This window comes from Kitasatospora sp. NPDC001309 (assembly GCF_042896295.1).
Lineage (GTDB): Bacteria > Actinomycetota > Actinomycetes > Streptomycetales > Streptomycetaceae > Kitasatospora.
The window spans coordinates 34,803-47,581 of the sequence record NZ_JBIAXC010000024.1; the positions used below are offsets into that span (position 1 = coordinate 34,803).

A 12,779-nucleotide genomic window follows, 5' to 3' on the forward strand; every position below is an offset into this window, starting at 1 on the left:
TACCGGGTTCCGAATCCCGGGCTCCGAATTTCGGACTCCGCCCCGCCCGACAGCGGGTAGGCTCGCCCGGCGCCCCGTCCGAACGTCCACGGAGGAGTCCCCGGTGTCCGAGCCGTACCAGCACGACGAACCCCACGCACAGGGCCTGTTGGACGTCGGCGACGGGCAGCGGATCCACTGGAACACCTCCGGCGCCCCGGGCGGGAAGCCCGCCGTGGTGGTGCACGGTGGGCCAGGGTCGGGCCACAGCCCGGGCAGCCGACGGTACTTCGACCCGCAGCGCTACCGCGTCGTCCAGTACGACCAGCGCGGCTGCGGACGCAGCCTGCCGCACGCCGCCGACCCGTCGACCGGGCTGGAGCACAACACCACCGCCCACCTGGTCGCCGACCTGGAGCAGCTGCGCGAGCACCTGGGCATCGACAAGTGGCTCCTGTACGGCGGCTCCTGGGGCTCCACCCTGATCCTGGCGTACGCGCAGGCCCACCCGGAGCGGGTCTCCGCGATCGTGCTCTGCGGGGTGACCACGACCCGCCCGGCCGAGACCGAGTGGCTGTACCAGGGCGTCGGCCGCTTCCTGCCGGGCCCGTGGGCGGAGTTCCGCGACTTCCTGCCCGCCGCCGACCAGGACGGCGACGTGTTCGACCTCCTCTCCGCCTACAGCCGACTGCTCAACAGCCCGGAGGAGGGCACCCGTCGGGCCGCCGCCCGCGCCTGGGCCGCCTGGGAGGACGCGGTGATCTCGCACGAGGTGCTCGGCAAGCCGAACGCCTACTCGGACCGCCCCTCCGACGCCCTGATGGCCTTCACCCGGATCGCGGCGCACTACTTCTCGCACCGGGCCTTCCTCCCGGACGACCAACTGCTGCGCGACGCCGGCCGGCTGGCCGGGATCCCGGGCGAACTGATCCACGGACGGCTCGACCTCGGCGGCCCTCTCGACACCGCCTGGCACCTGGCCGAGGCCTGGCCGGAGGCGAAGCTGACGGTGATCGACGAGGCCGGACACACCGGCAGTCCGAAGATGGCCGAGGCCCTCCGCGCGGCGGTCGACCGCTTCGCCTGATCCACCTCTCCAACCCTCCCCCTACGATACGAACCATGCTCGCCTACGCTCCAGCCGCGCTGTTCTTCCTCCTGTTCGGAATCGGGGTACTGCGCGACCGACGCCAGTTCAGCAACGCCGTGCTGCTCGGCATCGCCGTCTCGCTCCTCTCGCTCGCCCTGCTCGCCGAACTCCGCAAAGCACCCACACTGGTGGCGGAGCTCGCGGCCGTGGCGATCGTCCTGCTGCCCACCGTCGGAACGGTGGCCCTGGTCTGGTTCCTGCTCTCCAACGGCGTGACGATGATCCGCAAGGAGGGCACCCGTCCGGCCAACCTGCTGTCCCTGCTGGCCGGGCTCGGCATCATCGCCGTGATCGCGCTGCTGGGCGCCGCCATCGTCACCCACTCACCGCGGCTCGCGATCCTGGCGGGGACCGCCGTCCTGGTGGTCGGCTACATCTCCTTCCTCTTCGTCTGCTTCGTCGGCTACGCCTTCCTGTACGGCCGCCACCGGCCCCGCCGGGACGTCGACTTCGTGGTCGTCCTCGGCTCCGGGCTGATCGGCGGCGAACGCGTGCCGCCGCTGCTCGCCAGCCGGCTCAACCGGGGCCGCGAGGTGTACGAGGCCCAGGCAGCGCGCGGCAACCCGCCGGTGCTGATCACCTCCGGTGGCCAGGGCCCGGACGAGAAGCTGCCGGAGTCCCACGCCATGGCCGACTACCTGGTCGAACGCGGCTTCCCCGCCGAGCACATCGAGCGGGAGGACCGCTCGCGCACCACCGAGGAGAACCTGCTGTTCAGCCGGGCCATCATGGAGCAGGCCAAGCCCGACTACCGCTGCGTCGTGGTGACCAACAACTTCCACGCCTTCCGGGCCGCGTTGACCGCCCGCAGGACCGGCGTGAACGGGCACGTCTTCGGCTCGCCCACCGCCCGGTACTACTGGCCGAGCGCGACCATCCGCGAGTTCGCGGCGGTCTTCCTCTCGCACAAGCTGGTCAACTTCGGCATCTGCGGCCTCCTCGCGCTCTGCGGGGTGCTGGCAGCGCTCTGAGCGGCCCTTGCCCGGCTTCCCTACTCCCCCTCCCCGTCGTTCCGACCGACCCGCAACCCGGCGAACAGGTCGGTCTCGACCGCACCCGTCCCGCCCTCGGCGCCTGCCTGGCCAGCCCCGCCCACCCCGACGGCACCTTCGGGACCGGCCGCGAAGCTGCGCGCCAGGTGGTAGTCCTCGGTCGGCCAGACCTCGCGTTCGACGTCCCGCGAGTGGGCCATGAAGGCCACCCCGGGCTGGACCTGGGTGGCGTGCGCCAGCATCGCCGCGTCCCGGACGGCGAACTGCTCGGCACAGGCGATCCGGGTGGTGGTCGCGAGGGCGGGCGGGGTATCGGGCCACCCGGCGAGCAGTTCGCCCATCGCCGAGGGGATGCCACGCTCCGTCATGGCGTCGTGGATCGTCTGGAACCAGGGCCGGGAGAGCGCCAGGTGGTAGTAGAGCTTCGCCGTCTGCCAGGGTTCGCCGCCCTCCGGGTGGCGCTTCGGATCGGCGGCGGCCTCGAAGGCCTCCACGGCGGCCCGGTGGGTCATCACGTGGTCCGGGTGCGGGTACCCGCCGGTCTCGTCGTAGGTGATCAGGACGTGCGGACGGAACTCCCGGATCAGCCCGACCAGCGGCGCCGCCGCGACCTCCACCGGCTGGGCGGCGAAGCAGCCCTCCGGCAGCGGTTCGTCCGGGCCCGGCATCCCGGAGTCGACGAAGCCGAGGAACCGCTGCCGCACGCCGAGGATGTCGCGCGCGGCCGCCATCTCCTCGCGCCGGATCCGGGTGAGGTCGGCGCGGACCTCCGGGCGGTCCAGCTCCGGATTGAGCACCGACCCGCGCTCGCCTCCGGTGAAGGTGGCGACCAGGACGTCCACGCCCTCCGCGGCGTACCGGGCGAGGGTGGCCGCCCCCTTGCTGGACTCGTCGTCGGGGTGGGCGTGCACGGTGAGCAGACGCAGGCCGCCGGGGTGCTTGGTGAACACGGGTACCTCCAAGGTCGTGGTTCGGAAGGGAACTGCGGAATGATCTTCGGTCAGGCCGCCCTGCGGGCGGCGCCCGGGTAGAGCAGGGCCGGCGCGATCGAGAGCGCGGACAGGGCCAGCACCCACCAGAAGGTCGTGCCGAAGGCCGCGCCGGGAAGGCCCGGCTGCCCCGCCTGTGCGCGCTGGAGGACCAGCGTCAGCACCGCCGTACCGAGCGCTCCGCCGAGCCGGTTGAGCACGTTCACCGCGCCGGCGGCAGCGGGCACCTGGGCCTTGTCGACGCTCCCGTACACCGCCGCCATGCCGGGGATCACGGTGATGCCCATGCCCACCCCGCGCAGCGCCAGCGAGCCGACGACCAGCCAGTCCGCCAGGCCGGAGCCACGCCCCAGCTGGGTGAAGGCGAGGGTGCCGAGCAGCGAGCAGCCGATGCCGAGCAGGATCAGCGGGCGCGGCGCGACCCGGTCGGCTATTCGGCCGGAGAGCAGCGAGGTGACCGCCGTGCCGAGCGCCTGCGGCGCGAGCAGCAGCCCGGCCGCGACGGCGCCGGTGTGCTCCACCTGCTGGTAGTAGAGCGGCACCAGGAACATCGAGCTGTACAGCACGGCCCCTTGCAGGAAGCTGTTCGCCGTCGCCACCGCGAAGCCCCGCCGGGCGAACAGCCGCAGGTCGATCAGCGGGGCCCGGCCCGCACCGCGCCCGACCCGCAGCGCGTGCCACCCGTAGGCCACCAGCAGCACCGCCCCCGCCGCGGCCGCCACCCGGCCGGCCGCGCCGCCCCCGCCGATCGTGGCGAGCCCGTAGACCAGGGCGGCCAGACCGGGCGACAGCAGCGCCAGGCCCGTCACGTCCAGCCTGGGCGCCGGGAGTTCGGACCGCTCCGCGGCCGGGAGCCACCGGGCCGCCAGCAGCACTGTCACCAGCCCGACCGGCACGTTGAGCAGGAACATCCAGCGCCAGTCCAGCTGCTCCAGCACCAACCCGCCGAGGATCGGCCCCAGGACTGGGGCGAGACTGATCGGAAGCAGCAGCGTGCCCATCACCCGGCCGATCCGGGACGGCCCGGCCGCCTGCACCATGATCGCCTGCCCGAGCGGCTGGATCATCCCACCGCCGACGCCCTGCAGCACCCGGAAGGCGATCAGGCTCCCCGTCGACCAGGCGAGGCCGCACAGTGCGGACCCGAGCACGAACAGCACCACCGAGGCCAGCCAGGCCCGGCGGGCGCCGAACCGGCTGGCGGCCCAGCCCGAGAGCGGCATGGTCAGCGATATCGCCAGCAGGTAGCCCGTCGCCACCCACTGCACCGCCGCCACCGAGCTGTGCAGCTCACGGGTGACGGCATCGATGCCGACGTTCACGATCGTGGTGTCCAGCAGCGCCAGGACCGGGCCCAGCGCGAGCACCACCCCCGTCCTCATCAGGCCCGGCGGCAACGGCTCCGGCCTCGTCGACCGGGCCGCCCCCAACCCGCTCTTCCTCGCGACCGAGACGGTCATGCGCCCTCCCCAGGCTCGTTCCTCGGCAGCCGCTCCGGCCGCCCGAGGAAGAACTTAGGACGGACCCATCCATTAGGTCAAGCCTAATTACTGTGACGGACCCAGCGAACTGCGCTAGGCTCACCGCCATGACCGACACCGGGACCGCCCCGAACCTCCGCGAGCTCAACAAGCGCCGCACCCGCGAGGCGATCTCGCACGCCGCGACCAGGCTCTTCATCGAGCGCGGCTTCGACCGCACGACCATCGCCGAGGTGGCGACCGCGGCCGGGGTCGCCAAGATGACTGTCACCAACCACTTCCCGCGCAAGGAGGACCTCTTCTTCGACCTGCACGAGGAGCTCGCCGGCCGGCTCGCCCGGACCGTCGCCGAGCGCGCCCCCGGCGAGTCCGCCCTCTCCGCGCTGCGCCGCGACTGCCTGGCCGGGCTCGACCGCCACGACCCCCGACTCGGCTTCTCCGGCCCGGACTTCGCCCGGACCGTCGCTGAGAGCCCCGCCCTCGGCGCACGACTGCGCGAACTGCACGAACTGAGCGAGACCGCACTCGCCGAGGCGCTCGCCGAGGCCGTGCACGCCATACCCGTCGACTTCGAGAGCCGGGTCGCCGCCGCCCTGCTCGCCGCCGTCGACCGGGCCGTGCTCGCCGAGGTCTTCCGCCGCACACTGGCCGGCGAGGACCACGCCGCCATCGCCGCCGCCGTCCGCCCCTCGGCCGTCCGGGCCTTTGACCGACTGGAGGGCACCCTCGGCTCGTACGCCGTCCGCGAGACGCGGGAGGGCCAGGTCGGCGGGAGCGCCGCGGAGAAGCGGGGGTGAGCCGGGAGAGGACGGCCAGAGCTGCGACGGGTCATCGGCCCCGGCAGCGCTGAGCACCGGCAGCGGAGATGACGGACGCTCTTATCCTTCCCTTAGAACGTCCCCCTAGCGTCGCGTTCATGACGACGCCACACAGTGCATTCGGAGCCGTGGTCCTCACGGCCGTGACCCTGACGGCCACCCTCGGGGCGGCCGCCCCCGGCGAGGGCTCCACAACTCCCGACCCCGGCAAGGCCGCCACCACCGCCGCCAGCACCGCGCCCCACAGCCACGACCACGGCAAGGTGACGGACAACCTGTACATGTCGCTCGGCGCCTTCGAGGACGCCACGTCCGGCGCGGACCCGAAGGTCAAGGCCCTGATCGACCGTGCGGACATCGGCGGCGTCCAGGTGGTAGCCCCCTGGAAGGCCCTGGAGGGAAGGAAGGGGGAGTACAAGTGGTCACGACTGGAGAGCGCGCTGGACTACCTCCAGCAACGCCACAAGAAGTTGTTCGTCCAGATCCAGGACCGGTTCTTCGACGTGGCCGTGCAGGACGCCAACCTCCCCCAGTACGTGAAGGACGAGGGCGGCGTCACCCCGACGGTCGACGAGAACCCCGACAACCCGACCACCCACGGGGCCATGGCCGCACAGTGGAACACGGAGGTGCGAGCGGACTTCCAGGCCATGCTCAAGGCGATGGCGGAGAAGTTCGACGGCAGGCTCGCCGGGGTGAACCTTCCGGAGACCGCCGTCGAGGTGGACACCGAGAACGACCGGACCGGCTACACCTCGGCGTCCTACATCGATGCCGAGATCGACAACATGCGCTACGGCAGGAAGGTCTTCACCAGGACGCAGTTCATCCAGTACGTCAACTTCCTTCCGGACGACGACGACCACAAGCGCATGAAGGAGATGTTCGACCTCGCCAGGGAGAAGAGGATCGGCATCGGCGGCCCGGACACCCTGCCGGACCGGCCGTACCAGATGGAGAACTCCTACAAGTTCCTCCACGAATACCGGAACTCCCTCCCCCTCGTCGCGATGGCCGTCCAGGAACCCGACATCAACGCCAAGGACCCCAGGACCGGAAAGCCGTACACCCGCGAACGGTTCACGGACTTCGCACACGACTACCTCGGTGCACGCCAGATGTTCTGGACCGTCGAAGCGGACTGGCTGCAGCGGCCCCCGGCCTGACACCCGCACGAGTGCGGCCACCGGCCGGACGGCACCCGATATGCTTCGCCGACCACATTCAGCGACGTGACGATGGGGTGAATGCGATGCCTCTTGAGGGCGAGTACGAGCCGAGTCCGGCACAGTGGGTACGCGATCAGGTCGAGTTGTACGAGAGTTCGGGCGGCACACAGGGGACGACGCTCTGGGAGACGGGCCTGCCCGTCATCATCCTCACGACGCGCGGCGCGAAGAGCGGCAAGATCCGCAAGACCCCCCTGATGCGCGTGGAACACGAGGGTCGGTACGCGGCCGTGGCCTCGAAGGGCGGCTCCCCGCACCACCCGGTCTGGTACTTCAACGTCACCTCGGACCCGCACGTGGAGCTCCAGGACGGCGCCGTGCGGCAGGACATGACGGCCCGTGAGGTCACGGGGGCCGAGAAGGCCGAGTGGTGGGAACGCGCGGTCGCCGCGTACCCGCCGTACGCCGAGTACCAGGAGAAGACCGACCGCGAGATCCCCGTCTTCGTACTGGAACCCGCGCAGGGCTAGACCGCCGAGGCCGCGTCACACGCCCGACCGCGCCATCCGGACCGCGGCCGGGACGATCCCTCCCCCGAGCCCGCCCGGCCCGGCGGGTGCGTCCGGCCCTGCCGGTGCGTCCGCGCCGTCGAGCAGGAGCGCGGCGACCGCCCCCGGGGCCTCGCGCATCGCGTTGTGGCCGGTCGGCAGGTCGTGGACGGTCCAGCCCGGGTCGGCGAGCAGCCGGCTGCGCTGCCCGGCGAAGGGCGTACGGTCCTCCCACGCCGAGCAGTAGACGAACTCGCGGCGGGGGACCGCCGCGTGGGCGCCCGTCAGGTGGACCGTCTGCAGGAAGGCGGCGAGCGGGTGCGGGCGGCGACGCGGCTCGCCGTCCGGCCGCCACGGGGGGCGGACGGCGTAGCCGGTGACGGCGGCACCGGCGACGAACGACTGCCGGTAGCCCTCGTTCATGAGGGACCAGCAGGAGTCGCCGTCGCGCGGCACGCAGGCGTCCAGGTACACCAGGCGGGAGACCCGGCCGTCGGCGCGGTCAGCGGCAGCCGTGATCACCATTCCGCCGTAGCTGTGACCGACCAGCGTGACGTCCTCCAGGTCGGCCCGCTCCAGCAGGCGGAGCACGTCGGCGGCATGGGTGTCCAGGTTGGCGGCGGCGATCGCGGCGGGATCGTCGTGGGGGTGCAGGCCGGTCAGGGTCAGGGCGTGGACGCCGTGACCGGCCCGCTCCAGCAGCGGAACCACCGCCTCGAACGCCCAGGCGCCGTGCCAACCACCGGGGACCAGAACGAACGTCGCCATGGGACTTCTCCTTCTCACACTGCTCGGCCGTGGCACCGGAGGCCACCGCTCACGACCAGAAGTCTGGTCGGGGCGCGTCATGGCGTGCTACCGGTAGAGTGCCAATCGATGCCCGTTCCCCGCCAAGCCCGCCCGGAAGCCGGCGCCACGTCCCTGACCTGGCCCTCCGGCGGTCGCCACCTGTGGTCTTCCGGTGGCAGCAGCGAGGAACGGGTGCACGCGCGCGGGCATCTGGTGTACGCAGCCAGCGGCGTGTTGGTGCTGCACACCGAGGGCGGGACGTCGATCGTCCCGGCCAACCGGGTCGCCTGGACGCCGGCCGGATTCGCCCACCGCCACCGCGCCCACGGGGACACGGACATGCGGATCGTCTTCCTGCCGCCCTCCCTGGCCACGCTGGTGCCCGGGCGTCCAGCGGTGTTCTGCGTCTCCGGTCTGGCGCGGGAGGTCCTGCTCGCCCTGACCGGCCCACGCGGTGACGGAAGCCGAAGCGGGGGCCACAGCGGAGGCCAAGCCGGGGACAACGGCAAGGACGAAGAGGGCGGCATCGAGGGCGGAGCGGTGCCCGGTTACGGACGCGCCGCGCGTCAGCGCCTGCTGCGGGTCCTGGTCGAGGAACTGCGCGAGGCGGACGAAGAACCCCTGCACCTGCCGCACCCGCGCGACGACCGGCTGCGGGCGGTCGAGCAGATCCTGTCCGGAACGCCGGCCGACGCCACCACGCTGGCCGGGCTCGGCCGACAGGTCGGCGCCAGCTCCCGCACCCTGAGCCGGCTGCTGCGCGACGAACTCGGCATGACCTTCTACGAGTGGCGGACGCAGCTGCGCGTGCACCACGCGCTCGTCCTCCTCGCCGAGGGCCACGACATCACCCACACCGCCCATGCCTGCGGCTGGGCCAACCCGAGCGGCTTCATCGCCGCGTTCACCGACCTCGTCGGCACGACCCCGGGCCGCTACCGGTCCGGTCACTGACCCGAGCCGAGGTCGGGCCCACCGCTCCACACGACAAATTGACGAACCATCAGATCGATGCATGACGACGGCCCGCCGCGCGCAAGGAAGTTGCACGCAACGGGCCGCCGACAACGCGCCGTACGGGCGGGCTGCCCCCGCCCCGCGCGTCATCCACTCACACCTGCCACCGCAGAACCGGCCGACTCGGGGCGGAAGGCCCGGGCCGTCAACACGTCCTCCGGTGGGGAAGGTTGGCCAGTGCGGGTCAGCGCACGGTCACGGTGAACACGGGCGAGGCGGTGTTCCCACTGACGATGCGCAGCTCGTTCAGGCCCTTGATGCCGAGCTTGACGCCGAGCGAGTAGGCGCCGTTGCGGTTGGTCTGCACGGAGGCGGGCAGGGAGACCCACTTGCCGTGCTGCTTCTGCTGGAGGGTGACCGTGCTGCCGGCCTTGAGGCCGCTGGTGGTGCCGGTGACCCGGAACAGCTCCCAGGCGTTCACCGAACTGACCGACGACTTGGCGGTGATGGAGGCGGACGCGGACACGGCGGCGGACGCCGGCGCGGCGTCGGAGGCGGAGGTGGAGACGACAACCGCGGTCGCGGTCGCGGGGAGGGCCGGCGTGGCCGCCATGGCGGTGCCCGCCGTTCCGACGAGCAGCGCGCCCAGGGTGACGACGGCGGCCAGGCGCAGGGAGTTCCGCTTGGAGACGATCACTGGTGGACCCCTTTCAGGGGAGGTGGTCGTTCGACCCGAAGCACGGTCGGTGCGATCGGGTGCTGTCATCAAGGAGGACGTCCCACCCGGCGCCACCGGTTGTGTGCGGAACGTCACTGTCATGTAACAGTCGCCTCGCCCGCCCGAACTCCCCAACCGGCAGTGCCGGTAGGCCCGTTCCAGCTCTCCCAAGGCCCCCTCCCGACCCCCAGGGCCCCAGGTTCCTCAGCCCTGCGCCTGGACCGACTCCTCCCGCCGCCGACCGCCTGACACCCCCGCCTGACACCCCGCCTGACACCCCCGCCGGGCGCCTCCGCCGGGCGCCTCCGGGCAGCACGAAGGCCCGGTCGGCGCTGCCGGACCGGGAGTTGACGCCTGTGCGCCCTTCCACCACCCTTCCACTAATCGAATAGTGAAAGGGTACTTTCTCGATGCCCGTCGCCTTCGCCCCGCTCGACCCATCGAGCCCATCGAGCCCATCGAGCCCACCGGGCCTGCAGAGCCCGCCCCGCCCGCGCCAACGCCTTCGCCCCACCCGCCTCCTGCACGTTGTCCGGCTCCCCCACCACCCCGCCGTCCTGGCCTGGGGCCTGGCCGCCGTCTTCGCCGCGCTCTACACCTGCGTCGGCGTCAACCGCCACCGGCGAGGCCTCACCAAGGCCTACGACCTGGGGATCTTCGAGCAGGCCGTCCGGGCGTACGCCGACGGCCAGGCGCCGATCGTGCCGCTCAAGGCCCCCGGCTACGACCTCCTGGGCGATCACTTCCACCCGCTGCTCGCCGTCCTCGCCCCCGCCTACCGCGCGTTCCCGAGCCCGCTCACCCTGGTGGTCGCCCAGGCCCTGCTGATGGCGCTGGCCGTCGTCCCGCTCACCCGCTGGGCGCACCAGGTGGCCGGGCCTCGGGTGGCGCTGCTGGTCGGCTGCGCCACCGGGGCCTCCTGGGGGATCGTCCGGGCCGCGGCGGACGACTTCCACGAGATCGCGTTCGCCGTCCCGCTGCTCGCCTTCGCCGCCACCGCGCTCGGCCGGCGCCGACCACGCGCCGCCGCACTCTGGTCACTGCCGCTGCTGCTGGTGAAGGAGGACCTGGGGCTGACGGTGGCCGCCGTCGGCCTGCTGATCGCCCACCAGGCCCGGCAGGACCGACGCACTCCGCTGCCCGGACTCGCCCTCGCCCTCATCGGTGTCGCCGCGACCGCCCTCACCCTGCTCGTCGTCCTGCCCGCGTTCAACCCCAACGGGGGCTTCGACTACTGGCAGCAACTGGACGCCGGCGGCGGGCAGGCGGCCCCGCTCTGGACGCTCCCGCTCCGCCTCTGCTGGCCGCCGATCAAGTGGCTGCTGCTGTTCCTGCTGGCCGCGACCACCGGCTTCCTCGGCCTGCGCTCACCGCTCGCCCTGCTCTGCGCACCCACCCTGGCCTGGCGGCTGCTCTCGACCAACCCGCACTACTGGGGCGTCAGTTACCACTACAGCGCGGTACTGATGCCGATCGCGTTCGCCGCCCTGGTCGACGCCGTCCAGCGCGCCCACGCCAGCGACCGTGCCACCGGCACGGACACGGGCCCGGCACCCGCCACCCCCCGCCCGGTCCGGCGCGCCCTCGCCGTGACCGCCCTGGTGACGGTCGTGACGCTGCCGCTCTACCCGCTGCACGAGGTGGTGATGCCCGAGGCCTGGAGCACCTCACCCCGGCTCACCGAGACCCGGGCGATGCTCCGCCTGATACCCGACGACACCACCGTCGCCGCCTCCAACCGGCTCGCCGCCCAGCTCACCGGCCGGGCGGAGGTCACCCTGGTGTGCCAGGACCCGGTCGGCCCCGGCCCGGACTGGGTGGCCGTCGACCTGCGCGATCCGAGCGTGCAGTCCCCGTGCGCCACCGCCGCCACCGCCCGCATGCTGGCCGCCTACCAGAGCCAGGGCTACCACCGACTGATCGACCGGGACGGCCTGCTGCTCCTCAAACACCCCTGAGCGACCCGCCGCCCGCTCGCCCGCGGGTCGGTCGGTCGGTCGGGCGGTCGGTCGGTCAGCATCACGATGGTCCATGGAAAGGTGCCGTCATGCCGCTGAAAGCCCTTGCCCGCTACCGTCCGGATGATGAGGTGGACCCGTGATGAACCACCATGACGTCCAAGCTGTCAGCCCGTTGACACTCGCCTGGGTTCACCGGCAACTGGCGGCGGGCGAACGGATCGTCGGTACCGAAGTGCTGCACGGCGGCATCACCGCCGACGTCCGGAGGCTGACCGTCGCCACCCGGGACGGGGGCACCCGCGATCTGGTGCTGCGGTCGTTCGTCGACCCGTTCTCCGTGGAGCGCGCCGAGGACTGGCTGCGCAGGGAGGCCGGCGCCCTGACACTGCTGGTGGGGACCGGTGTGACGGCTCCCGGACTGGTCGCGGTCGATCCGACCGCCGCGTACTGCGAGTACCCGTCGCTCCTCATGACACATCTGGCGGGCCGAACGGTCCTTGAGGACGAGGGACTGGAGACGCGCGTCCCGCTGCTGGCCCGGCAGCTCGTGGCGATCCACGCCGTGCGACCCTCCGAGCGGCCCCGGGAGTACGAGGCGTTGACGACCGCCGACACCGTCGTGGTGCCGAAGGGCGCCGACGCGGCGGCATGGGCCGCGGCGATCGACGTGATCCGCAGGCCCGCGCCGCGCTACGAAGGGCGGTTCCTGCACCGGGACTTCCAACCCGGCAACGTGCTGTTCCACGTGCCGTCCGACACCCCGTCCAACGTGCCCGTCGACGCGCCGCCCGCAAGCACAGCAGGTGCGCGGATCACCGGCGTCGTCGACTGGGCCGCCGCCTCCTGGGGTCCGGCGGACCTCGATGTGGCGCACTGCTCCACCAATCTCGCGCTGCTGCACGGCGCGGCCTGGGGGCAGCGGTTCACCGAGGCGTACGAGGAGGCCGGCGGGGTGCTGGCCGCGGCCGCGAGCGAACGACTGTACTGGCAGGTACGGGACCCCCTCGCCTGCTCGGAGGAAGTGCGGCCGGTGGCGCGGGCATGGCGGGATGTGGGGAGGGCGGAACTGACGACGCGAGCCGTGGAGGAACGGCTGGACGCCTACGTCACCGCCCTGATGGCCGCGTTGGGCTGAGCCGAGGCGGTCCGGGGCCCGACGGTCCCGCACGGACGTACCCCCGCCCCGGCTTGACCCGCGGGCCACCGTGGTCCACCATTCCACTATTGA

At 72.3% G+C, this 12,779-nt stretch carries 12 protein-coding genes; 8 read left to right on the top strand and 4 right to left on the bottom strand.

The genetic code is table 11. The features are described 5' to 3' along the window. Window positions 1–103 precede the first annotated feature (103 nt). Together pip and ACFY2K_RS23330 are read left to right on the top strand one after the other, a co-directional pair. The gene (gene pip, locus ACFY2K_RS23325) at window positions 104–1,066 is read left to right on the top strand and encodes a prolyl aminopeptidase (protein ID WP_380639710.1); all 963 of its coding nucleotides are present in this window, start codon (window positions 104–106) and stop codon (window positions 1,064–1,066) included. Window positions 1,067–1,101: 35 nt separating this feature from the next. Further along, complete coding sequence (locus ACFY2K_RS23330) at window positions 1,102–2,100, top strand: YdcF family protein (RefSeq protein ID WP_380587651.1); 999 nt, start codon at window positions 1,102–1,104, stop codon at window positions 2,098–2,100. Window positions 2,101–2,120: 20 nt separating this feature from the next. Here the strand turns inward: ACFY2K_RS23330 and mca are convergent, their stop codons facing one another. Together mca and ACFY2K_RS23340 are read right to left on the bottom strand one after the other, a co-directional pair. Beyond that, window positions 2,121–3,071: a mycothiol conjugate amidase Mca gene (gene mca, locus ACFY2K_RS23335; protein ID WP_387713680.1), complete on the bottom strand. Its 951-nt coding sequence runs from the start codon at window positions 3,069–3,071 to the stop codon at window positions 2,121–2,123. A 50-nt stretch (window positions 3,072–3,121) separates the two neighbouring features. After that, window positions 3,122–4,570, bottom strand: coding sequence for an MDR family MFS transporter (locus tag ACFY2K_RS23340; protein ID WP_387713682.1), 1,449 nt, complete (start codon window positions 4,568–4,570; stop codon window positions 3,122–3,124). Window positions 4,571–4,698: 128 nt separating this feature from the next. On the opposite strand from ACFY2K_RS23340, the gene ACFY2K_RS23345 reads away from it, so the two are divergent. The 3 genes from ACFY2K_RS23345 to ACFY2K_RS23355 all read left to right on the top strand — a co-directional run bounded on the left by ACFY2K_RS23345 (window position 4,699) and on the right by ACFY2K_RS23355 (window position 7,108). After that, window positions 4,699–5,388 (top strand): TetR/AcrR family transcriptional regulator, encoded by a 690-nt coding sequence (locus ACFY2K_RS23345; RefSeq protein WP_387713684.1) that lies wholly within the window; start codon window positions 4,699–4,701, stop codon window positions 5,386–5,388. 119 nt (window positions 5,389–5,507) lie between these two features. After that, on the top strand, window positions 5,508–6,575 hold the full coding sequence (locus ACFY2K_RS23350) for a hypothetical protein (RefSeq protein WP_387713687.1): 1,068 nt from the start codon (window positions 5,508–5,510) through the stop codon (window positions 6,573–6,575). Window positions 6,576–6,661: 86 nt separating this feature from the next. Continuing rightward, entirely contained in the window at window positions 6,662–7,108 is a 447-nt protein-coding gene (locus ACFY2K_RS23355; protein ID WP_387713690.1) for a nitroreductase family deazaflavin-dependent oxidoreductase, read from the top strand. Window positions 7,109–7,123: 15 nt separating this feature from the next. Here ACFY2K_RS23355 and ACFY2K_RS23360 read toward each other — a convergent pair whose 3' ends face one another. Next, window positions 7,124–7,894 carry an alpha/beta fold hydrolase gene (locus tag ACFY2K_RS23360; RefSeq protein ID WP_387713693.1) on the bottom strand — a complete coding sequence of 257 codons (771 nt, stop codon included), beginning with the start codon at window positions 7,892–7,894 and terminating at the stop codon, window positions 7,124–7,126. 108 nt (window positions 7,895–8,002) lie between these two features. Between ACFY2K_RS23360 and ACFY2K_RS23365 the strand changes: the two genes are divergently transcribed. Beyond that, window positions 8,003–8,869 (top strand): AraC family transcriptional regulator, encoded by an 867-nt coding sequence (locus ACFY2K_RS23365; RefSeq protein WP_387713695.1) that lies wholly within the window; start codon window positions 8,003–8,005, stop codon window positions 8,867–8,869. Between the two features lie 247 nt (window positions 8,870–9,116). On the opposite strand, the gene ACFY2K_RS23370 is transcribed toward ACFY2K_RS23365, so the two are convergent. After that, window positions 9,117–9,566 (bottom strand): hypothetical protein, encoded by a 450-nt coding sequence (locus tag ACFY2K_RS23370; protein ID WP_380525575.1) that lies wholly within the window; start codon window positions 9,564–9,566, stop codon window positions 9,117–9,119. 434 nt (window positions 9,567–10,000) lie between these two features. Here ACFY2K_RS23370 and ACFY2K_RS23375 point away from each other — a divergent pair, with 434 nt between their 5' ends. After that, window positions 10,001–11,548 (top strand): DUF2079 domain-containing protein, encoded by a 1,548-nt coding sequence (locus tag ACFY2K_RS23375; protein WP_387713698.1) that lies wholly within the window; start codon window positions 10,001–10,003, stop codon window positions 11,546–11,548. A gap of 142 nt (window positions 11,549–11,690) precedes the next feature. Further along, the gene (locus ACFY2K_RS23380) at window positions 11,691–12,686 is read left to right on the top strand and encodes a phosphotransferase family protein (protein ID WP_387713701.1); all 996 of its coding nucleotides are present in this window, start codon (window positions 11,691–11,693) and stop codon (window positions 12,684–12,686) included. The last annotated feature ends 93 nt before the right edge of the window (window positions 12,687–12,779 follow it).